This window comes from Microbacterium sp. EF45047, from assembly GCF_028472845.1.
Taxonomy (GTDB): domain Bacteria; phylum Actinomycetota; class Actinomycetes; order Actinomycetales; family Microbacteriaceae; genus Microbacterium; species Microbacterium neungamense.
Map to the genome: position 1 here is coordinate 2,259,316 of NZ_CP069429.1, position 20,568 is coordinate 2,279,883.

The 20,568-nt window shown below is 72.4% G+C and carries 17 protein-coding genes and 1 pseudogene; 10 read left to right on the forward strand and 8 right to left on the reverse strand.

Annotation, left to right across the window (positions count from 1 at the left end; genetic code table 11):
* The first annotated feature begins 7 nt into the window (after positions 1-7).
* The 5 genes from galE to JRG78_RS11115 all read left to right on the forward strand — a co-directional run bounded on the left by galE (position 8) and on the right by JRG78_RS11115 (position 4,902).
* Entirely contained in the window at positions 8-985 is a 978-nt protein-coding gene (gene galE / locus JRG78_RS11095) for a UDP-glucose 4-epimerase GalE (RefSeq protein ID WP_259606714.1), read from the forward strand.
* Between the two features lie 7 nt (positions 986-992).
* A complete protein-coding gene (locus tag JRG78_RS11100) occupies positions 993-1,358 on the forward strand; it encodes a hypothetical protein (RefSeq protein ID WP_259606715.1) in 366 nt (121 codons plus the stop codon).
* Positions 1,359-1,455: 97 nt separating this feature from the next.
* Complete coding sequence (locus JRG78_RS11105; protein ID WP_259606716.1) at positions 1,456-1,923, forward strand: Lrp/AsnC family transcriptional regulator; 468 nt, start codon at positions 1,456-1,458, stop codon at positions 1,921-1,923.
* Positions 1,924-1,963: 40 nt separating this feature from the next.
* The gene (locus JRG78_RS11110; RefSeq protein WP_272653376.1) at positions 1,964-3,364 is read left to right on the forward strand and encodes an NAD(P)/FAD-dependent oxidoreductase; all 1,401 of its coding nucleotides are present in this window, start codon (positions 1,964-1,966) and stop codon (positions 3,362-3,364) included.
* Between the two features lie 86 nt (positions 3,365-3,450).
* Entirely contained in the window at positions 3,451-4,902 is a 1,452-nt protein-coding gene (locus tag JRG78_RS11115) for a carboxylesterase/lipase family protein (RefSeq protein WP_272653377.1), read from the forward strand.
* 23 nt (positions 4,903-4,925) lie between these two features.
* Here the strand turns inward: JRG78_RS11115 and JRG78_RS11120 are convergent, their stop codons facing one another.
* On the reverse strand, positions 4,926-8,381 hold the full coding sequence (locus JRG78_RS11120; RefSeq protein ID WP_272653378.1) for a bifunctional proline dehydrogenase/L-glutamate gamma-semialdehyde dehydrogenase: 3,456 nt from the start codon (positions 8,379-8,381) through the stop codon (positions 4,926-4,928).
* A gap of 282 nt (positions 8,382-8,663) precedes the next feature.
* Here JRG78_RS11120 and JRG78_RS11125 point away from each other — a divergent pair, with 282 nt between their 5' ends.
* Positions 8,664-9,557, forward strand: a complete 894-nt coding sequence (locus JRG78_RS11125; RefSeq protein ID WP_272653379.1) for a LysR family transcriptional regulator — start codon at positions 8,664-8,666, stop codon at positions 9,555-9,557.
* 17 nt (positions 9,558-9,574) lie between these two features.
* On the opposite strand, the gene aztD is transcribed toward JRG78_RS11125, so the two are convergent.
* From aztD to JRG78_RS11150, 5 genes are all read right to left on the reverse strand, one after another.
* Entirely contained in the window at positions 9,575-11,098 is a 1,524-nt protein-coding gene (aztD, locus tag JRG78_RS11130; protein WP_272653380.1) for a zinc metallochaperone AztD, read from the reverse strand.
* A 389-nt stretch (positions 11,099-11,487) separates the two neighbouring features.
* Positions 11,488-12,471: a DNA-methyltransferase gene (locus tag JRG78_RS11135; RefSeq protein WP_272653381.1), complete on the reverse strand. Its 984-nt coding sequence runs from the start codon at positions 12,469-12,471 to the stop codon at positions 11,488-11,490.
* Entirely contained in the window at positions 12,450-13,499 is a 1,050-nt protein-coding gene (locus JRG78_RS11140; RefSeq protein ID WP_272653382.1) for a lipoyl protein ligase domain-containing protein, read from the reverse strand. Before JRG78_RS11140 ends, JRG78_RS11135 begins: the two co-directional genes overlap by 22 nt.
* A 10-nt stretch (positions 13,500-13,509) precedes the next feature.
* Positions 13,510-14,367: an alpha/beta fold hydrolase gene (locus JRG78_RS11145; protein ID WP_272653383.1), complete on the reverse strand. Its 858-nt coding sequence runs from the start codon at positions 14,365-14,367 to the stop codon at positions 13,510-13,512.
* A 54-nt stretch (positions 14,368-14,421) separates the two neighbouring features.
* Entirely contained in the window at positions 14,422-14,835 is a 414-nt protein-coding gene (locus JRG78_RS11150; RefSeq protein ID WP_272653384.1) for a PRC-barrel domain-containing protein, read from the reverse strand.
* A 225-nt stretch (positions 14,836-15,060) separates the two neighbouring features.
* Here JRG78_RS11150 and JRG78_RS11155 point away from each other — a divergent pair, with 225 nt between their 5' ends.
* The 4 genes from JRG78_RS11155 to JRG78_RS11170 all read left to right on the forward strand — a co-directional run bounded on the left by JRG78_RS11155 (position 15,061) and on the right by JRG78_RS11170 (position 17,591).
* Complete coding sequence (locus JRG78_RS11155; protein WP_259606727.1) at positions 15,061-15,501, forward strand: MarR family winged helix-turn-helix transcriptional regulator; 441 nt, start codon at positions 15,061-15,063, stop codon at positions 15,499-15,501.
* On the forward strand, positions 15,498-16,832 hold the full coding sequence (locus tag JRG78_RS11160) for an MFS transporter (protein ID WP_272653385.1): 1,335 nt from the start codon (positions 15,498-15,500) through the stop codon (positions 16,830-16,832). Before JRG78_RS11155 ends, JRG78_RS11160 begins: the two co-directional genes overlap by 4 nt.
* 57 nt (positions 16,833-16,889) lie before the next feature.
* Positions 16,890-17,237 (forward strand): hypothetical protein, encoded by a 348-nt coding sequence (locus tag JRG78_RS11165; RefSeq protein WP_259606728.1) that lies wholly within the window; start codon positions 16,890-16,892, stop codon positions 17,235-17,237.
* A 129-nt stretch (positions 17,238-17,366) separates the two neighbouring features.
* Positions 17,367-17,591 (forward strand): hypothetical protein, encoded by a 225-nt coding sequence (locus JRG78_RS11170; RefSeq protein ID WP_259606729.1) that lies wholly within the window; start codon positions 17,367-17,369, stop codon positions 17,589-17,591.
* A gap of 81 nt (positions 17,592-17,672) precedes the next feature.
* Here the strand turns inward: JRG78_RS11170 and rocD are convergent, their stop codons facing one another.
* Together rocD and JRG78_RS11185 are read right to left on the reverse strand one after the other, a co-directional pair.
* Entirely contained in the window at positions 17,673-19,796 is a 2,124-nt protein-coding gene (gene rocD, locus JRG78_RS12775) for an ornithine--oxo-acid transaminase (protein ID WP_432806411.1), read from the reverse strand.
* Between the two features lie 195 nt (positions 19,797-19,991).
* A pseudogene (locus JRG78_RS11185) lies at positions 19,992-20,545 on the reverse strand (carboxypeptidase); the annotation flags it as partial.
* Between the last annotated feature and the right edge of the window lie 23 nt (positions 20,546-20,568).

The following is a 20,568-nucleotide window of genomic DNA, read 5'->3' on the forward strand; positions in this document are numbered from 1 at the left end:
GAGTCCCATGTCCTGGCTTGTCACCGGCGGCGCCGGCTACATCGGAGCGCACGTGGTGCGCGCGCTGGCATCGGCGGGCATCGCCCCGGTCGTCCTCGACGACCTCTCCAGCGGCCGGGCGTCCTTCGTCCCCGCCGACGTTCCGCTCGTCGAGGGCAGCATCCTCGACCGCGAGCTGATGGAGCGCGCCCTGCGCGAGCACGACGTGGAGGGCGTGATCCACGTCGCCGGCTTCAAGTACGCCGGGGTCTCGGTGCAGCGGCCCCTGCACACCTACGCGCAGAACGTCGAGGGCACCCGCATCGTGCTCGAGGCGATGGAGGCCGCCGGCGTCGACCGGATCGTGTTCTCGTCCAGCGCCGCCGTCTACGGCACCCCGGACGTCGACCAGGTCACCGAGGACACCCCGAAGCGGCCCGCCAGCCCGTACGGCGAGTCGAAGCTGATCGGCGAATGGCTGCTGCGCGACCAGGGCATCGCGACGGCCGAGAGCGACAAGCCGCTGCGGCACACCTCGCTGCGGTACTTCAACGTGGTCGGCTCCGCCGACCCGACCGTGTACGACGTCAGCCCGCACAACCTGTTCCCGATCGTGTTCGAGGCCCTGCTGGCCGGGGACACCCCGCGGATCAACGGCGACGACTACGACACCCCGGACGGCACCAACGTCCGCGACTACGTGCACGTCGGCGACATCGCCGCCGCGCACGTCGCCGCCGCCCAGCGGCTCACCGCCGGCGAGCCGATCGAACCCGCCTACAACCTCGGCTCCGGAGACGGCCTCAGCGTGAAGCAGATCATGGATGCCATGGCCCGGGTGACCGGCATCGACTTCACCCCCGTGATCGGGCCGCGCCGGCCCGGCGACCCGGACCGGATCGTGGCGTCCGGCGAGCTGGCGGCGCGGGACCTCGACTGGAAGATGCGGTACTCGGTGGACGAGATGGTGCAGACGGGCTGGGAGGCGCGGCGCAGCGCCGGTTGACGGATCTGTGGGGGCGGGACAGCTGGTGCGCGATGTGCGGGTGCGGCAGGCCGTGCGCGGGGACGCGCCGGGGATCGCTGTGGTGCACGTGCGGGCGTGGCAGGAGGCGTACCGGGGGCTGATGCCGCAGGACGTGCTGGACGGGCTGTCGGTCGAGCAGCGCGAGAACGGCTGGGACGCGATCCTGCGCGACCCGAGGCCGAACTCGCTCACCCTCGTCGCCGAGCGCGACGGCTCGATCGTCGGCTGGGCCAGCATCGGCGCCGCCCGGTTCTACGAGCGGAACGGCTGGATCGCCGACGGCGCGACCAAGGTCGAGGAGCGGCCAGGACTCGTGCTGCACGAACGCCGCCACGTGAAGCGCTTCCGCTGACACCGCCAACCCCCTACTGCCGCGAAATCGGAAGCTTTCGGCACAGATTTCTACGAAATCAGTTGTAAATCGCCGTACACACTGTCAAGATCGTCGCATGACCGAGAAACCGAAGCACGCGGTCCTGGACGACGTCTCCAAGCGGATCATCGAACTGCTCCAGGAGGACGGGCGACGTCCGTACGCCGACATCGGCCGTGCCGTCGGGCTCAGCGAGGCGGCGGTGCGGCAGCGGGTGCAACGGCTCACCGAGGCGGGCATCATGCAGATCGTCGCGGTGACCGACCCGCGGCAGCTCGGGTTCTCCCGCATGGCGATGATCGGCATCCGCGTCGACGGCGATCCGCGGGAGGCGGCCGAGGCGCTCTCGCAGATCACGGAGATCGCGTACGTCGTCGTCACGCTCGGCTCCTTCGACATCCTGGCGGAGGCGGTGTGCGAGACCGACGAGGACCTGCTGTCGCTGGTCGCCACCCGAGTGCGCGCGATCCCCGGCGTCTCGCACACCGAATGCTTCCTCTACGCCGGCCTGCACAAGGACTTCTACAACTGGGGCACACGCTGACGCCGTCGCCCCCGCATCCGCCCCTCACATCGGAGTGATCATGGGAACCACCGTCTTCGAACGACGGCGCCCGGACGACGCCGTCGTCGACCACGCGCTCAGCGGCGCCCGCCGCAGCGTGTTCTGGCTCGAGGACGTCGAACGTCCGCAGCATCCGCCGGTGCGCGGCACCGTGCGCACCGACCTCGTCGTCGTCGGCGGCGGGTACGCGGGCCTGTGGACCGCCGTGCGGGCGAAGGAGCGCGACCCTGACCGGCGCGTGCTGCTGCTCGAAGCCGCCCGCATCGGATGGGCGGCGTCCGGCCGCAACGGGGGCTTCTGCGCGGCCAGCCTCACCCACGGGCGCGAGAACGGCCGGCGCCGCTGGCCGGGCGAGATCGACCGGCTCGACGAGCTCGGGATGCGCAACCTGGGCGAGATCGAGGAGACCGTCGCCCGGTACGACATGGACGTCGACTGGGAGCGCACCGGCGAGATGCACGTCGCCACCGAGCCGCACCAGGTGGAGTGGATGCGGGAGGAGGGCCATTTCCTCGACCAGGAGGCGGTCCGCGCCGAGGTGCACTCCCCCACCTACCTCGCCGGATCCTGGGACCCGGCGGCGTGCGCCATGGTGCATCCGGGCAAGCTCGCGGTCGAGCTGGCGCGCGTGGCCGCCGAGCTCGGCGTGGAGATCCACGAGGGCAGCCGGGTCACGGGCATCAGCGGCCGGGGGACCCAGACGCTCGCCATCGACGGTGGCGGCCGGGTCGTGGCGGACCACGTCGCGCTCGCCACGAACGTGTTCCCGTCGCTGCTCCGGCGCAACCGGCTGATGACCGTGCCCGTCTACGACCATGTGCTGATGACCGAGCCGCTCACGGCAGCACAGCTGAGCGCCATCGGCTGGCGGAACCGGCAGGGGATCGCCGACAGCGCGAACCAGTTCCACTATTACCGGCTCACCGCCGACGGCCGCATCCTGTTCGGCGGGTACGACGCGATCTACCACTTCGGCGGGCGGGTCCGGGCGGCGTACGAGGACCGGCCGGAGAGCTTCCGCCGGCTGGCTGCGCACTTCTTCACGACCTTCCCGCAGCTGGAGGGTCTGCAGTTCAGCCACCGCTGGGCCGGCGCGATCGACACCTGCAGCCGGTTCTGCGCCTTCTTCGGTCTGGCCCGCGGCGGCCGCGTCGCCTACGCGGCCGGCTTCACCGGGCTCGGCGTCAGCGCCACCCGCTTCGCGGCGGACGTGATGCTCGACCGGCTGTCGGGCCTTGAGACCGAGCGCACCGAGTTCGAGATGGTGCACACGCGGCCGATCCCGTTCCCTCCCGAACCGGCCGCGGCGATCGGCATCAATCTCGTCCGCGCCTCGATGGATCGCGCGGACCACAATGAGGGCCGCCGCAACCTCTTCCTGAAGACCCTGGACGCGGTCGGGATGGGCTTCGACTCCTGAGCGCCGCGGAGTGCCATAACCGGGCCGCCGGCGCAAGCGTCATCCGGGCCGTCGCCGGCCGCGGGATACTGGGCGTGGGAGGGGAGATGAGCGAGGGGCCGGTCGTCGAGACGCGTGAGGGGCCGGTGCGCGGCATCCGCCGGGATCACGACGTCGCGTTCCTGGGCATCCCGTACGCCGCGCCGCCCACCGGCGAGCGCCGCTTCCTCGCGCCGCAGCCGGTGCGGCCGTGGACCGAGGTGCGGGACGCCACCCGGTACGGGCCCACCCCGCAGCGCCGCGAGGAGCCGAACGCCCTCATCCCCGAGCCGAGCATCCCCGGCGCGGAGACGCTCAACCTGAACGTGTTCACCCCGGCGGCCGACGACGGCGGCCGGCCGGTGCTGGTGTGGATCCACGGCGGCGGCTTCTCGGCGGGGTCGGCTGCGAGCCCGTGGTACGACGGCGGCACGTTCACCCGGGACGGGGTGGTCGTGGTCACTCTGTCCTACCGGCTCGGCTTCGACGGCTTCGGCGTCATCGACGGGGCCCCCGACAACCGGGGCGTGCGTGACTGGATCGCGGCCCTGGAGTGGGTGCAGCGCAACATCGCCGCCTTCGGCGGCAGTCCCGACCGCGTCACGATCGGCGGGCACTCCGCCGGCGGCGGGGCGGTGCTCGCGCTGCTCGGGATGCCGGCCGCGCAGCACCTGTTCGGCGCCGTGATGTCCTTCTCCGGGGCGATCGCCGACATCCCCCGCGACCTGGCGCGGCAGCGCAGCATCCGCCTCGCCGAGATGGTCGGCGTGGAGCCGACGCTGGACGGCTTCCGCGGGGCGACCGAGCGCGAGCTCACCCGACGGCAGTACCAGGCGTCGCTGCTCGGCAAGCGGGGGCTCGCCGCCACCCTGGCGGCACTGCGCGACGGGCTGCCGTGGGGTCCGGTCATCGACGGGGAGCTCATCCCCCAGCCGACGGTCGACTCCTTCCGCGACGGCGTCGGCGCCGACAAGCCGCTGCTGCTGGGCGCGACCGACGACGAGTTCACCACGGCGATCGAGACCGCCCCGCGGGTGCTGCGCCGGCTGCCCCGGCACCTGCTGCTGCGGATCGTGGAGCGGGACGCCGGGAGGCGACGCAGCTGGCGGCGGTCGAATCGGGCGCTGCGGCGCAACGCCGTGGGCACCCTGGGCCGCTACGTCGCCGACGAGGTGTTCCGCTCGCTGGTGGTCGCGGTCGCGGAGGCGCGGCGGGACGCCCCGACCTGGGTGTACCGGTTCGCCTGGGTGTCGCCGACGCTGGGCTGGTCGTGCCACTGCCTGGACGTGCCGTTCTGGTGGGACGTGCTGCACGGGCCCCGGGTCGCGCCGATCGCCGGCCGCCGCCCGCCGCAGCGCCTCGCGGACGAGATGCACGGCGCCGCCGCGGCCTTCGTCAGGCAGCACGACCCGGGCTGGCCGGCGTGGGCGAGCACCCCCGGCACGGCCCGGGTGTTCGGCGCCGACGAGGGCCCGGAGGTGTCGTCGACCGCCTACGACGGGGCGGTGCCGCTGGTCTGAGGGCCCGGCCCCTCGCCGGCGACTCAGCGCACCGGCTCGAGCCGCGGGATCTCGTGGCGGTGCGGGGTGCCGAAGCGGTGCGCGGTGACCGAGACGGCCTGCTCGCGCACGAAGGGGAGCATCTCGATCCGCCCGGCGGACACCACCGGGTTGGCGTAGATGGCCAGGCTCGGCGCCCCCTTCACGGCCTGCGCGGTCTCGGTCGCGGGGGCGCCGATGAGACGCACCCGGCCGTCGGCGGCGGCGAGGCGACCGGCGTGCGCCGCCCACGCGGCGGCGTCCTCCGTGACCACCGCGACGCCGTGGCGGCCGAGCCAGGCGAGCGTGGGCGCGGGCAGCGGCTCGCGGACGCTGACCGTGACGTGCGCACGGGTCCGCAGGCCCGCGGCGACGACGCGGACGAGCTCGGCGACGCGGCCGCCCTCGAACCGCACCGTGACCGGCACCGCCTGGTAGCGCAGCGCGTTCTGCTCGGTGGCCAGCCCGGTCGCGTCGCGCACGACGCCGAACTCGTCCTCCCAGGCGGCGATGTCGGTCGCCAGAGCACCGCGCAGCCACGCCGCATCCGCCTCGTCGACGCCGGCCGAGAGCGCGCTCTCGGCAAGCGCGTCCAAGGCGCGGTCGGCGGTGACCGGCGCGTCCTCCCAGTCGGCGAGGCCGACGAGGTAGTTCGGGCCGCCGGCCTTGGCCCCGGCGCCGACCGCGGCCTTCTTCCAGCCGCCGAACGGCTGGCGCTGCACGATCGCCCCGGTGGTGCCGCGGTTGACGTACACGTTCCCCGCCTCGACGCGGGCGAGCCAGCGCTGGATCTCCTCCTCGTCCAGCGCGTGCAGACCGGAGGTGAGGCCGTAGTCGATCTCGTTGACGATGTCGATCGCCTCGTCCAGCGTCTCTGCGGTCATGATCCCGAGCACAGGGCCGAAGTACTCGACCTTGTGGAACTCGCTGCCGCGCTTCACACCGTCGCGGATGCCCGGCAGCCACAGCTGACCGGCGTCGTCGAGCTTCTGCGGCTCGAGCAGCCAGGACTCCCCCGCGTGCAGGGTGGTCAGGGCGCCGAGCAGCTTGCCCTCGGCCGGCCCGATCAGCGGCCCGATCCGGCTGGTGCCGTCACTCGGCTCGCCGACCGGGTACGAGGTGACGGCGTCGAGGAGCTGACGGCGGAACCGCTCCGAGGTCGCGACCGAGCCGACGAGGATCACCAGCGACGCGGCGGAGCACTTCTGGCCGGCGTGGCCGAAGGCCGAGTAGGCGACGTCCTTCGCGGCGAGATCGAGGTCGGCCGACGGGGTGACGATGATGGCGTTCTTGCCGCTGGTCTCTGCCAGCAGCGGCAGGTCGGCCCGGAAGCCGCGGAACAGCTCGGCGGTCTCGTAGCCGCCGGTGAGGATCACGCGCTCCACGGCCGGGTCGCTGACCAGTTGCCGGCCGAGCTCGCGACCTTCGAGCTGCACGTACTGCAGCACCTCGCGCGGCACGCCGGCCTCCCACAGCGCCTCGACCATGACGGCGCCGGAGCGGCGCGCCTGGCGGGCGGGCTTGATGATCACCGGGGAGCCGGTGGCCAGCGCCGACAGCACCGATCCGGCCGGGATCGCGACCGGGAAGTTCCACGGCGGGGTGACCACGGTGAGCCCGACGGGGCGCATCGCCGCCCCGTCGACGTGCGCCAGCCTCTTCGCGCTCTCGGCGTAGTAGTGCGCGAAGTCGATCGCCTCGGACACCTCGGGGTCGCCCTGCTCGATGACCTTGCCGGCCTCGGATCCCATCACCTCGAGCAGGTCGGCGCGGCGCGCCTCGAGCACGTCGCCGGCCCGGTGCAGGATCTCGGCGCGCCCCTCGGCGCCCAGCGCGCGCCAGGCCTCGCCCGCCGCGACGGCCCTGGCGATCGCGGCGTCCACCTGCGCGGCCTCGCGGAGCGTGTTCGCGGCGACGGTGTCGTCGCCGAGGGTGGAGTCCTTCATGCGGGCGCGGATGCCATCGGCCCACTCCCGGTTCGGGGCGAGGCTGGGGTCGGTGTCGGGCGTGTTCGCGAAGCCCTCGCGCGGGGCCGGTGCCGCGGGAAGCTGCCGGTTCTGCACCCGGTTCGGGGCCGGCACCTCGGCCGGGATGGTGCGGACGGATGCCAGGAACCGCTCCTTCTCGCGCTCGAACAGGGCCGGATCGCTGCCGAGATCGAACACTGCCGACATGAAGTTCTCCTGCGAGGCGCCCTCCTCGAGACGACGGATCAGGTAGGCGATCGCGACGTCGAACTCGTCCGGGTGCACGACCGGCGTGTAGAGCAGCAGCGATCCGACGGTGCGCTTGACGACGGTCGCCTGCGCGGACGCCATGCCGAGCAGCATCTCGAACTCGACAGCCCGGTCGGCGGCGCCGGCGATCCCGCGCTTCTTCGCCAGCAGCCAGGCGAGGGCGATGTCGAAGAGGTTGTGCCCGGCGACGCCGATGCGCACGTTCTTCACGTGCTCGGGGCGCAGCGCGTAGTCGAGCACCGCCTTGTAGGAGGAGTCGGACTCCTGCTTGGTCGACCAGGTGGCCAGCGGCCAGCCGTGCGATTCGGCGTCGACGGTCTCCATCGGCAGGTTGGCGCCCTTCACGACGCGCACCTTGATCGGCGCGCCGCCGGCGGCGACGCGGGCGGCGGCCCACTCCTGCAGCCGGATCATGGCGCCGAGCGCGTCGGGCAGATAGGCCTGCAGCACGATGCCCGCCTCGAGGCTCTGGAACTCGGGGCGGTCGAGGATGCTGGTGAAGACCGCGATGGTGAGGTCGAGGTCCTTGTACTCCTCCATGTCGAGGTTGATGAACTTCCGGCCGCGGAGCGCGATGCGGTACAGCGGCAGGAGAGCCTCGGCGGCGTGCGCGACGGCGTCGTCGAACGCCCACGGGCTGTGCGGGGCGACGGTCGAGGACACCTTGATCGAGACGTAGTCGACGTCGTTGCGCTGGAGCAGGCGCCGGGTGCCCTCCAGGCGGCGCGCCGCCTCCTCCTGGCCGAGGATCGCCTCGCCGAGGAGGTTGATGTTCAGGCGCACGTCCTGCTTCTCGCGGATGCTGCGGATCGCGGCGCCGAGCTTCGCGTCGCGCGCGTCGACGATGAGGTGGCGCACCATCTGTCGCAGCACCCGGCGGCTGATCGGCACCACGATGCCGGGGAGGACAGGTGCGAGGGCGCCGCCGAGGGCGATCGCGCCGCGCAGCGGCGCGGGCAGGAACTTCGGTGTGAGCGGCACGAGCTCGCGCAGCTTGCGGGCGGCGACCCTGGTGTCCTCGGGACGCACGACGCCGTCCACGAAGCCGACGGTGAAGTCGAGGCCGTTCGGGTCGCGGAGCACGCCGGCGAGGCGCTGGGCGGCGGCGTCCACGGGGACGTCGCGGCTCTCCACGAGCCAGCGGCGCACGAGCGCGACGGCGTCGTCGGCGAGGTCGGCGAGGTCCGCGGAGGGGGTGTACGCGGATGCGGCGGCGATGGTCATGCATCCAGGATGCCGCCGCCGACCTTCCAGGAAAAGCGACGATTCCCAATGGATAATGTTCGAAAACCCCACCCAATCCCGACCCCCCACCCTGTCCTCCCATCCCGGCATCCGTCCTCCCGGCACCCTCCCCTTCACTTCACTTCGGGTTTGGGGCGGATTTCTGCGTTTGGGGCGGTGCTGCACCGCCCCAAACGCGAGAATCCGCCCCAAACCCGGGGAAAAGGAGGAGGGAGAGGGAGGAGGAGGGAGGAGGAGGGACGGGGGAGATGAGAGAGACCGATGTTCGAACTCCGACGACTGCGGATGCTGCACGAGCTGGCACTCCGCGGCACCATCGCCGAGGTGGCCGCGAACCTGTCCTACAGCCCGTCCACGGTGTCGCAGCAGCTGGCGATCCTGGAGCGCGAGGCCGGCGTTCCCCTGCTCGAGCCGGACGGCCGGCGGGTGCGCCTGACCGCGCACGGCCGGCAGCTGGCCGCGCACGCGGCGCGGGCACTCGAGCTCGACGAGGCGGCACGGGCGGCGCTGTCCGTGCACGGCGGCCTGGAGCCGGTGCGGATGGCGGCGATGCCGACGGCCGCGCAGACGATCGTGCCCGCCGCGCTGACGCTCCTCGCCGAACGGATGCCCGCACTGCGCGTCGAGGTGGCCGAGCTCGCGCCGGAGGACGGCCTGTTCGAGCTCGCCGCCCGCCGCTTCGACCTCGTCATCGCGGAGCAGTATCCGGGGCACACCCGGGAGCGGCGCGAGGGCGTGGAGCACGAGCTGCTCGGCGAGGACCCGATCCGGCTGGTGCTGCCGCCGGCCGAGGAGCCGCAGCCCCTGGCCGCGCTCCGCGACCGCGCCTGGGTGATGGAGCCGCCCGGCACCGCGGCACGGCAGTGGGCCGTGCAGCAGTGCCGGGCTGCGGGTTTCGAGCCGGACGTGCGGTTCGAGGCCACCGACCTCACCGCGCACGTCCGGCTCGTCGCGGCCGGTCACGCGGTCGGGATGCTGCCCGACCTGATCTGGGGCGACCGCCGCCCGGAGGTGACGCTCGCCCCGCTCCCGGGCGAACCGGTCCGCGAGGTGTTCACGGCGGTGCGCACCGTGGCCCGCGAGGCCGGCGGCATCCGCGCGGTGCGTTCGGCGCTGGCCGAGGCGCTGGCATCCCACCGCGACCCCGCGGGCTGACCCACCGGGGCGCGCGCTTACTCGACGACCGCGATCTCGTTCGGCGTCTCGGGCAGGCCCGCGCGGGCGATCTCCTCGCCGCCGGCGGCGTCGAGGGCGACGATCTCACGGTTCGCGGCGTCGGTCACGTACACCACATCGCCGGCGACGGCGATGGCCGGATGCGGCTGCTGCCACTCGGCCGGTCCCTCCCAGGCCTCGATCGCGTCGTGCGAGGCCGTCACCGCGCCGGTTGCCGGGTCGATGACGTGCAGCCGGCCGTCAGAGCCGATCATCAGCGCATCGCCGGACGGACCGCGCACGACGCCGCGCCAGGTGTACTCGACGCCGTCCGGCAGAGCCACCTTCTGCAGGGTCTTCGCCTCGGTGTCGACGAGGACGATGTCCGAGAGCAGGTAGCCCTCGGCATCAGGGTCGTCGTTGTAGTCCATCACCACGAGCGGGCTGTCCTCGGAGGCGTACGCGTTGCCGATCCGGCCGTACGCGTCCGGGGAGGTCAGCTTCGTGATCTCGCCGTCGTCGTACACGAGCACTCCGTTCTCGCATCCGAAGACGAGCGCCTCGTCCTTCGCCGCGCCCTCGCCGTGCACACCGGGGCAGTCGGCGTTCGCCGCGATGTCGGCACCCTCGGCATCCGTCGCGCGGATGCCGGTGCGGGCCGTGGCGTCGCCGACGGTGGTCACGAGCGTGCCGTCCTCGAGGACGACGGACACACCGTGGTGCGCCTCCACGCCCGGGACGACCTCCGCCGCGGGCAGTGTGCCGTCCATCTCGGCGAGCTCGGCGGTGTCGAAGATCGTCGTGTCGCTGGTGGCGTCGTCGTAGAGCACTGTGCGGCCGGCGTGGCGCACCACGTGCGCGGCCGCCTCGGCCGGGACCACGAGGTCGGTGAGCTCGGCGGCATCCATGTCGAGGAACTGGAAGCCCTTCGACGTGGTGACGACGACGTGCCGGTCGTCGCCGGCGGGATTCAGCCGCACGAACTCCTCCGAGGGCAGGTCCGCGATCACTTCGAGCGTCTCGCCGTCCACGACGAGCACACCGCCCTCGTAGGCGATGGCGACGCGTGGGCCGTCACCCGCCGCGGCGGCGTCGGTGTCGGTGTCTGCGGCATCGGTGTCTGCGGCGCCGGACGGCGCGGCGCATCCCGACAGCAGGACGGCTGCGATGCCGGCGGCCGGGTCTCCGCCGACGGCGAGCACGGCGCCGTCCGCGCAGCCGACGACGACGCCGACGGCCGTGGCGATCGCGCCGGCGGCATCCGCGCATTCGATCCGCTCCCCGGCGACCCCGTCGGCGTCCACGATGCGCAGTGCGTGCGCGAGGCCGGAGGCGTCGGGTTCGGTGACGGCCGCACCCTCGGCGAGCGGGACGACGAGCCCGGTGTGCGGCGCGACGTCCATGCGGAAGAGCTCGGCGATCTCGCCGTCGGCGAGCGCGATCGTGTCCAGCAGCACGGCCTCGCCGTGGAACAGGATGCCGGTGCCGGTCTCGCCGGGGACGACCACCGGCGTGCCGGGGCCGCGGATCTCGCCGATCACGCGGGAGGGTGCGCGGTAGTAGTGGGCGTGGTCGCCGTGGTTCCAGGTGCAGCGCCGGTTCGGACAGTTCGCGGATGCCGTCGCTCGCGCGGGCGGTCTCGCCCCCCTCGGGGCTGCCGCCGCCGGTGCTGCTGTCGCCGGAACCCGGGGAAGCCGCGGCGCACCCGGTGAGCACGAGGACGAGGGCGAGCGCGAGCGCGGGGCGACGGGGCATGCGGTCCTTTCGACGTGCGGGCACGATGAGGGCCTCTAGCAGCTGTTGCGAATGATTATCCTTTTCATCGCGGGGATGCGAAGGGGAACGACAACGGCGGGGCCCTCGCTCGCGGGCCGGCCGGGCGCGGCGGCTCGCGGCGGGTCAGGCGCTGCGGATCGCCGTGCGCGGCGGTTCAGGCGGTGCGGATGACCGCGTGCGGCATCCGCTTCCGCATCACGCGGATGGCCTCGGGGCTGTGGTCGACGAGCACCGCGTCGCGGCCGAGGGCGGATGCCACGGCGCCGGTCGTGCCGGAGCCGGCGAACAGGTCGAGCACGCGGTCGCCCGGACGGCTGGATGCCTGCACGATGCGGCGCAGGATGCCCTCGGGCTTCTGCGTCGGATAGCCGGTCTTCTCCCGGCCGGTGGTCGGCACGATCGTGTGCCACCAGACATCCGTGGGCAGCTTGCCTCGCGCCGCCTTCTCGGGCGTGACGAGGCCGGGGGCCATGTACGGCTCGCGGTCGATGTCGTCGGCGTTGAACACGTGCCCGCCGGGGGTCTTCACGTAGACCAGGATCGTGTCGTGCTTGGTCGGCCAGCGCCGGCGCGACTTGGCGCCGTAGTCGTAGGCCCAGATGATCTCGTTCAGGAAGGCGTCGCGACCGAACACAGCGTCGAGCATGACCTTGGCGTAATGGGCCTCGCGATAGTCGAGGTGCAGGTAGAGGGTGCCGTCGGCGGCGAGGAGCCGCCAGGCCTCCTCGAGGCGCGGCATCAGGAAGGCGCCGTAGTCGTCGAACCGGTCGTCGTACTGGCGCAGCATCTCGCGCACGCGCTCGTACGCATGCCCGTGGAAGCCGTGACGCACCTCGCGCTCGCTCCCGCCGTCAGCCGGCGCATCCTGGGCCGGGCGGCGGGAGGTGATCACCTGGCGCTGCTGGGCGCGGCCGGTGTTGAACGGCGGGTCGAGGTAGACCAGGGTGAACGATGCCGAGGGCAGCGTGCGGGCGACCTCGAGGCTGTCGCCCTGAATGACCTCGACGGCCCCCGGCGCGGCCCCTGAGCCCGTCTCGGACCCTGAGCCCGTCTCGGACCCTGAGCCCGTCTCGGACCCTGAGCCCGTCGAAGGGTCCGCGCCCTCATCGGCGGCGATCACGGCACGCGATGCAGCCATGCCTCGGTCGCGAACTTCGATGCGACGAGCGCCTCGGCGTCGGCGTACTCGTCGGGTGTGATCGTGCCGTCCTCGGCGCCGGTGAGGGAGCGGAAGGTGTCCTTGAAGCGCTCGATGATCTCTGCGCGCGGCAGACCGGTCTGGCTGCGCAGCGGGTCGACGCGCTTGGCGGCAGAGACGGTGCCCTTGTCGCTGAGCTTCTCCCGGCCGATGCGCAGCACCTCGGTCATCATCTGACCGTCGATGTCGTACGACAGGGTGGCGTGGTGCAGCACGCCGCCGTTGGCCAGGCGCTTCTGCGCGGCGCCGCCGATCTTGCCGGTCGGGCTGGCGATGTCGTTCAGGGGCTGGTAGGTCGCCTCGATCCCGACGGAGCGCAGCGCCTGCAGCACCCAGTCGTCGAGGAACGCGTACGAGTCGGCGAAGGTCATGCCCTGCACGAGGGATGCCGGCACGTACAGCGAGTACGTGATGATCTGCCCGGCCGCCATGAGCATCGCCCCGCCGCCGGAGATCCGGCGCACCACGTCGAAGCCGTGCCGCGCGGCGCCCTCGGGGTCGACCTCGTTGCGGTAGGACTGGAACGAGCCGATCACGACCGCGGACTCGTTCCACTCCCAGATCCGCAGCGTGGGGCGGCGCCTGCCCTCGCCGACGCGTGCGGTGAGCACCTCGTCGAGGGCGAGGTTCATCCGCGGCGAGACGGCGTGCTCGTGCACGATCTCCCAGTCGAAGTCGCGCCAGCCCGGGGCGGTGACGAGGGCGCGGCGCACCGCGGTGCCGACCGCCTCCGGGGAGAAGCCGAGCAGCTGTGCGCCGTCGGGGAGCGCCCGGCGGACGGCGGCCGCGATCGTGGCGACATCGGCCTCGGCCGGCATCCCCGTCACCGCGGTGTTGATGTCGTCGAGGGCCGTGTCCGGCTCGAGGAAGAAGTCCCCGGCGAGGCGGAAGTCCCGGATCAGGCCGTTCTCGACCTCGAGGTCGACGACGACGAGCTTTCCGCCTGGGACCTTGTACTCTCCGTGCACGCAGTCCAGCTTAGGCGCGAGGCGGGAAGCGGCGGTCGAGCCAGACGAGGACGTTCGCGCGGACCTCCTCCTGGTTCGTCTCGTTGAACAGCTCGTGCCGGGCATCCGGATAGACGAGCGTCGTGACATCCGTGAGCCCTGAGCGCGTGCGATACGCGTGCGCGAGCCGGTGCACGCTGCGGGGCCCGCCGACCGGGTCGTCGCGGCCCACGAGCAGCAGCACCGGGATGTCCCTGCCGAGGTCGCGGCGCGGCACGCCGTAGAGCCGCGCCGCCTCGACCGGGCCGAAGAGCTTCAACAGGGGCACGTCGGTCGTGAGCGGGTCGTCGGCGAAGGCCCGCCACACCTCGGGATCGCGGGAGAGCCATTCGAAGCCGGTGGCATCGGGCGCCTTCCACCGCGCGTTCAGCGGCAGCGGGTTCAGGTCAGTCGGGGTGAGCAGCGCGGAGCCGGAGAGGATGACCGCGTCGTAGGCCTCCGGATGCCGGTTGAGGAGCTTCTGCGCGAGGAACGACCCCCAGGAGTGCCCGAGCAGCACGAGCGGGAGGTCGGGGTGCTCGGCGCGGATGATCTCCGTCAGCCGCCACACCGCATCGACTGCGGCGCGCAGTCCGCCCTTGCCGAGCCGGCCGAGCCGTTCCGGCCCGCCGTGCTGACGGATGCCGGTGCGGCCGTGTCCGCGGTGGTCGTCGGCGTACACGTGGAATCCGGCGCCGGTGAGCGCCTCGATGAGCTTCGGGTACCGTCCGGCGTGCTCGCCCACACCGTGCAGCAGCTGCACGACGCCGCGGGCGGGCTCCTGCGCCTCGTGCACGTCGTAGACGATCGCGATGCCGTACGCGTCGGTGAACTCCGCTGTGCGCGTCATGCCGACGAGTCTACGAGGGCGCCTGCGCGCTCCCGTGCGCCGTGACGCCGGACGTCAGGGCAGGTACGGGTACGCGGGGTACACGTATCCGGCCGCCCAGAACGGGGTGTACCCGTAGTAGCCGAAGACGCCCTCGTTGTATTCGCGGTCGTTGATCAGCTCCGGGTCGTAGCCGGGTGCCCCGGCGAGCCGTTCCCGGCTCTGGTCGATGCGCACCTCGTCGTCGCGGATGCCGGTGACGGCGTCGACGGGGATGTACGACCGGTGCTCGCCGAGCCCGAGGAATCCGCCGGAGGCGACCACGAGGAACCGCACCTTGTTCTCTTCGGTGTCGACGAGCAGATCCTCCACCTTCCCGATCTCCTCGCCGTCGAGGTCCCTCACCGTCCGACCGCGGATGTCGTCCTCCTCGGCGACCGTGCGGTCGCTGTCCGCGAGGCTCACCAGTTCGTGCTGCGGGGTGTCCATGCTCGCTCCTTCCATGGGTGCGGGGCGGACGCCGGGCGCGACCGTCCGCCCGCACGTTCAGCGTGCCCCCGCGCCGCCGCCTTCGCCATGGGCTGGCGCGACGGTCGCCCGAGGCGCATACTTGCCCCGCCCGGCGGGGTCCGCGTGCTGCCGAGCGGGGGCGCGCACCGGCCGGAGAGGCGCCCGCTTCCGATCCTCGAGAAATTTACTTAGACTGTCTAAGTAATGCCATCCTCGCCCGAAGCCCTCCACGACACCGCCGCCGAGCTGCGCTTCGCGGTGTTCCGCCTCGCCCGGCGCCTGCGCTGCGCCCGCGCCGTCGACGCGATGAGCGACGCACAGCTCGCCGTCCTCGCCGCGCTGCGGATGCACGGCCGCCACACGCTCTCCGCTCTCGCCGAGCGCGAACGGGTCACCGCACCCACGATGACCTCGATGATCAACGGCCTCGCCGAACAGGGGTACGTGGTCCGCATCCCGGACGAGGACGACCGCCGGCGCGTGCACGTCGAGATCACGGAGCGCGGCATCGAGCTCGTCGCCGAGACCATCCGCCGCCGCGACGAGCTGCTCGCCGGCATGATCACCGACCTCGGCCTGGACGAGAACGAGATCGCCGTGCTGCGCGAGGCCAGCGCTCTGATCCGGAGGCTGGCCGAGCGATGAGCGCCATATTCCGATCCTTCCGGTCGTTCAACTACCGCACCTGGTTCCTCGGCGCGGTGGTGTCGAACATCGGCGGATGGATGCAGGCCACCGCCCAGGACTGGGTCGTGCTGACCGAGCTGACCGACAACGACGCCACCGCGATGGGCGTCACGATGGCCCTGCAGTTCGGGCCCCCGCTCGTCCTGGTGAGCATGACCGGCTGGGTGGCCGACCGCTTCGACCGCCGCCGCGTGCTGCTGTGCACGCAGACCGTGCTGATGCTGCTGGCGCTCGCCGTCGCGGTGCTGCTGCTCACCGGCGTGATGACCCTGCCGCTGATGTTCTGCTTCGCCGCGGCGTTCGGCGTCGCGAACGCCTTCGACGCTCCGGCCCGCCAGGCCTTCGTGTCCGACATGGTGAGCATCGAGGACACCTCGAACGCGGTCGCCCTGAACTCCGCCTCGTTCAACATGGCCCGTCTGATCGGACCCGCCGCGGGCGGCCTCCTCATCGTCGCGATCGGCTCGGGTTGGGTGTTCGTCGCGAACGCGGTGACCTTCCTCGCGATGATCGTCGCGCTGCTGCTGATCCGGCGGAACGAGCTCATCCCGCGCGCGAAGCACCGCCGCGCCGGCGGGCTCGCGGAGGGCTTCCGCTACGTGCGCGGACGCAGCGACCTCGTCGTCGTGTTCGTGATGGTGTTCCTGATCGGCGCGTTCGGCATGAACTTCCCCATCTACGCGTCGACCATGGCCCTCGAGTTCGGCCGCGAGGCCGACGGCTACGGCCTGCTCAGCTCGGTGCTCGCCATCGGCTCGCTCACCGGCGCGCTGCTGGCCGCGCGCCGCGACCGCGCCCGCGTGCGGGTGCTCGTCCTCGCCGCCGGCGGCTTCGGCGTGGCATCCCTCGTCTCCGCCGCCATGCCCACTTACGGCACGTACGCGGCGGTGCTCGTGCTCGTCGGCTTCTCCACCGTGACCATGCTCACCACCGCGAACGGGTACGTGCAGACGACGACGGATGCCGCGCTGCGCGGCCGCGTGCTGGCGCTGTACATGGCGGTCATCATGGGGTCCACGCCGATCGGCGCGCCGATCGCGGGATGGGTGGTGGACACGTTCTCCGCGCGAGCCGCGATCACGGTCGGCGGGGTCGCCGGCATCCTCGCGTTCGGGATCGGCATCGGCTGGATGCTGTGGTCGGGACGGCTGCATCGCCGCGACGACGCCCGCTTCCGGCTCACGCTGGACGAGACGCGGCCGCTGTCGGTGATCCGGGCGATGGATCCGGCATCCTTCGACGACCGCACGGCGGCGACCACCCCGATCCGGGTGGAGCGCGAGGACTGACCGGCGCGGTTGTCAAGCACCTCGTACGCTCCGACGCCCCGGGGTAGCGTCCGCGGCATGGACGAGAACCACCACGAGAACACGCCGGGATCGGATGCCGGGCACGGGTCGGACTCCGGACACGGCTCGGAGGCCGGGCAGCGCTCGGATGCCGGGCAGCACCCGCACACGCCGGGTCAGGACCCGCAGGGGTCCGGCGAGCCGAGGCAGGCCGACGGCGCCGAGCGGCCGGCATCCGACGACTCCGCAGCCAGGGGCGGGCCGAGCAGCGAGGGCGCACGCAACGCCGAGGGCGGCGGCGCGCCGCTGGGCGGGGACGCGAACACCGAGGAGCAGCTCGACGCCGACACCGCCGTCGAGGAGGACGCCCTGAAGGCCCTCGACCCCGACGACTCCCCCGCCTGACCCGCCGCTTCGGCGCCGCGATACCGGCACTTTTCGCGACCTGGACGCGGCCGGCAGGCATCCGGGGGCCGGCGGGGCCGGGCTGTCAACCCCCTGCCGCATCCGTCTCGCCGCGCCTACCGTTGCGGCATGGACGAGAACCAGGCGATCCCCGACCCGAACGACCCCGCCCACCGGCAGGAGTTCACCGAACCGGACGAGCACGAGACATCGGCCGCCCGAGCCGACGAGGAGCCCGTCGAGAACGACCCGCAGGGCGCGACGCAGGGCGGCGCGATCCAGGGTGACAGCTCGCACGGCCACTCGCCGCACGGCGCCATCCAGGGCGACGCGAGTCCCGAGCGCGAGGACTGATCCGCGCGAGACGTGCCGTTCTGCACGAGACAGGCCGCTGTTCGTGCCGTCTCGTGCAGAACGCCGAGTCTCGCGGGGCGGTCAGCCCCCCAGCACCACCCGCAGCTGCTCCACACCCCAGTCCAGCTCGGTGGCGCGGATGACCAGCGGCGGGGCGATGCGGATGGTCTGACCGTGCGTGTCCTTCACGAGCACGCCGCGCTCCAGGAGCTTCTCCGCGACCTCCCGCCCGGATCCGCGCGCCGGGTCGATGTCGACGCCCGCCCACAGCCCGGCGATCCGCACCGCCGTGACGCCCTCGCCGACGAGGGTCTCCAGCCGGCCGGCGAGGTGCTCGCCGAGGGCGCGGGCGCGCTCCTGGAACTCGCCGCTCTCCAGCATCTCCACCACGCGCAGCCCGACGGCCGCGGCCAGCGGGTTGCCGCCGAAGGTCGAGCCGTGCTCGCCCGGGCGGATCACGCCGAGGACGTCGCGGTTGCCGACCACGGCCGACACCGGCAGGATGCCGCCGCCGAGCGCCTTGCCGAGCAGGTACAGGTCGGGCACGACGCCCTCCCGGTCGCACGCGAAGGTCTCCCCGACCCGGCCCAGCCCGGACTGGATCTCGTCCGCGATGAACAGCACGTTCCGCTCGTCGCAGATCTCCCGGATGCGGCGCAGGTACCCGTCCGGCGGGATGATCACGCCGCCCTCGCCCTGGATCGGCTCGATCAGCACGGCGGCGGTCTCGTCCGTGATCGCGGCGGCGATGGCATCCGCGTCGCCATACGGCACCAGGTCGAAGCCCGGCGTGTACGGGCCGAAGTCGACGCGCGCCTGCTCGTCGTCGCTGAAGCTGACGATCGTGGTGGTGCGGCCGTGGAAGTTGCCCTCGGCGACGACTATGCGCGCCCGGCCCTCGGTGATGCCCTTCACGCGGTACCCCCAGGCGCGGGCGACCTTGATGCCGGTCTCCACGGCCTCCGCGCCGGTGTTCATCGGCAGCACCATCTCCTTGCCGCACAGCCCGGCCAGGGCCGCTGCGAACGGCTCCAGGCGGTCGCTGCGGAAGGCGCGGCTGACGAGCGCCACGCGACCCAGCTGCTCGGTGAGCGCGGCGACGATCGCCGGATGCCGGTGGCCGAAGTTCACCGCGGAGTACGCGGCGAGCAGGTCGAGGTAGCGGCGCCCCTCCACGTCGGTCACCCAGGCGCCTTCGGCGCGGGCGATCGTCACCGGGAGCGGGTGGTAGTTCTCCGCGACGTGCGGCTCGGCGGCCGAGCCCGTCGACGCGTGCGTGGCCTCCTCGGTCACGGCGCTCACTTTCGCACCCTCCGTCGACTCGCTCCGCTGGGCGCCGCGCAGTTCGAGCGTGCAGCACTTGATGCCGCCGCCGCCGAGCAGCAGCTCGGACAGGTCGACGGTGATCGGGTTGTAGCCGCGCTCGCGCAGCTGCCGCTCGAATCCCTTGGCGCGCGGCGAGATGATCACGTTGTAGCCGTCGCTGGCGGAGTTCAGGCCGAACACGGCGCCGTCCTCGTCGGAGACGAGGATCGCGTCCGGGAACCGCTCCTCGAGGATCGCGCGGCTGGCCTCGTCGAACGCGCCGGGGAGGTAGGCGATGTTCGCCCGCTCCGGCCCGCCGTTCTCCACGCCCTCGACCGGGTCGAGCACGGCGAGCGCGGTGTCCAGGTGGTAGAAGCGCGGGTCGACGAGGTTCAGCGAGACCACCTCACGGCCGAAGACCTCCCCCACCTCGCGGTGGCTGTCGCCGGTGGAGCGGAAGCCGGTGCCGGCCAGGATGACGTCGCCGGCGAGCAGGAAGTCGCCTTCGCCCTCGTTGACCTCCTCCGGCTCGATCGTCTCGAAGCCGTGGCTGCGGAACCACTCGGCGAAGGCCGGGGCCTCGCCCGCGCGCTCGACGAAGCGGAACTTCGGCACGTAGGCGCGACCGTCGATGACGAACCCGCCGTTGGCGGTGTAGACCATGTCGGGGTAGTCGGCCAGCGGTTCGATGAGCTCGACCTCGTGGCCCAGCTCGAGGTACAGGTCGTACAGCTTCTGCCACTGCGCCACGGCCTTGGCGGTGTCGGTGGGCCTGGCCGGCTCCATCCACGGGTTGATCGTGTAGCTCACCGTGAAGTGCTCCGGGCGGCACATCAGATAGCGGCGGTGGTGCGCGATCCGCGCGGGCGCGGTCGTCACGGCGGTCTCAGGCGTCGACATGGATGCTCCTCGGAAACGGATGCGGCGGACGCTGTCCACAGGCCCGGCGGTCCTTCGACCCGCTGCGCGGCGGCGGGGAAGATGCGACTCGGGCACGCCGCGTTCATTCTCTCACCGAAGTCTGTGCATCGCCAGCATCCCGAGGAGCGGACGGGGTCCTGGCGCGCGGGCGTCGGCGCGCCAGGACCCGGTCGATCACTCGTCGGCGGGGTCCGACGCCTGCTGGGGGAGCGTGTCCCAGAACGACGTGTCGGCGGTCTCCACCTCGCCGCTCGCCACGGCGCGGATGGTGCTCTCCAGGGTGACGCGTCGAGATGCCGTACTCGGCCGCGATGCCGTTGCGGGTTCGCGGTGCCGCCGACGTACTTGCCCAGGTGCCCCCAGCCGGTCGGGTCCACGCTGGCGTAGACCACGGCGCCCAGCCGCTTCGAACCTTCCAGCACGGCCGGGTCCACATCGGGGGTGGTCGGGTACAGGATCGACCCGGAGACCAGCGTCCCGTCGACCCGCGACTGCGTGCCCTGGTGGTGCAGGTCGATCATGTAGTCGAGCGGGAAGTCGACGTCGCCCATCGCGCCGTCGGGGTTGAGCATCGGCAGCACCAGGATGTTGATGTCGTCCAGCACGTCGGCCATGCGACCGGTGCCCAGGTGCTTGATCACCTCGAGCTCGAGAGCGTCCTGCCGCGCGTCCTGCGCCTTCAGCTCCTGCACCATCGAGTCGTAGGTGTGCAGGTTCGCGGTGTTGACCGTCTCGTGGCGTTGTAGCCAGG

Excerpts from the sequence above, each read along its gene's own strand:
- galE (WP_259606714.1), top strand. The coding sequence starts at position 8 with ATGTCCTGGCTTGTCACCGGCGGCGCCGGCTACATCGGAGCGCACGTG.
- JRG78_RS11105 (WP_259606716.1), top strand. The coding sequence starts at position 1,456 with ATGACCGAGAAACCGAAGCACGCGGTCCTGGACGACGTCTCCAAGCGG.
- JRG78_RS11110 (WP_272653376.1), top strand. The coding sequence starts at position 1,964 with ATGGGAACCACCGTCTTCGAACGACGGCGCCCGGACGACGCCGTCGTC.
- JRG78_RS11115 (WP_272653377.1), top strand. The coding sequence starts at position 3,451 with ATGAGCGAGGGGCCGGTCGTCGAGACGCGTGAGGGGCCGGTGCGCGGC.
- JRG78_RS11120 (WP_272653378.1), bottom strand. The coding sequence starts at position 8,381 with ATGACCATCGCCGCCGCATCCGCGTACACCCCCTCCGCGGACCTCGCC.
- JRG78_RS11125 (WP_272653379.1), top strand. The coding sequence starts at position 8,664 with ATGTTCGAACTCCGACGACTGCGGATGCTGCACGAGCTGGCACTCCGC.
- JRG78_RS11135 (WP_272653381.1), bottom strand. The coding sequence starts at position 12,471 with ATGGCTGCATCGCGTGCCGTGATCGCCGCCGATGAGGGCGCGGACCCT.
- JRG78_RS11145 (WP_272653383.1), bottom strand. The coding sequence starts at position 14,367 with ATGACGCGCACAGCGGAGTTCACCGACGCGTACGGCATCGCGATCGTC.
- JRG78_RS11150 (WP_272653384.1), bottom strand. The coding sequence starts at position 14,835 with ATGGACACCCCGCAGCACGAACTGGTGAGCCTCGCGGACAGCGACCGC.
- JRG78_RS11155 (WP_259606727.1), top strand. The coding sequence starts at position 15,061 with ATGCCATCCTCGCCCGAAGCCCTCCACGACACCGCCGCCGAGCTGCGC.
- JRG78_RS11160 (WP_272653385.1), top strand. The coding sequence starts at position 15,498 with ATGAGCGCCATATTCCGATCCTTCCGGTCGTTCAACTACCGCACCTGG.
- JRG78_RS11165 (WP_259606728.1), top strand. The coding sequence starts at position 16,890 with ATGGACGAGAACCACCACGAGAACACGCCGGGATCGGATGCCGGGCAC.
- JRG78_RS11170 (WP_259606729.1), top strand. The coding sequence starts at position 17,367 with ATGGACGAGAACCAGGCGATCCCCGACCCGAACGACCCCGCCCACCGG.
- rocD (WP_432806411.1), bottom strand. The coding sequence starts at position 19,796 with ATGTCGACGCCTGAGACCGCCGTGACGACCGCGCCCGCGCGGATCGCG.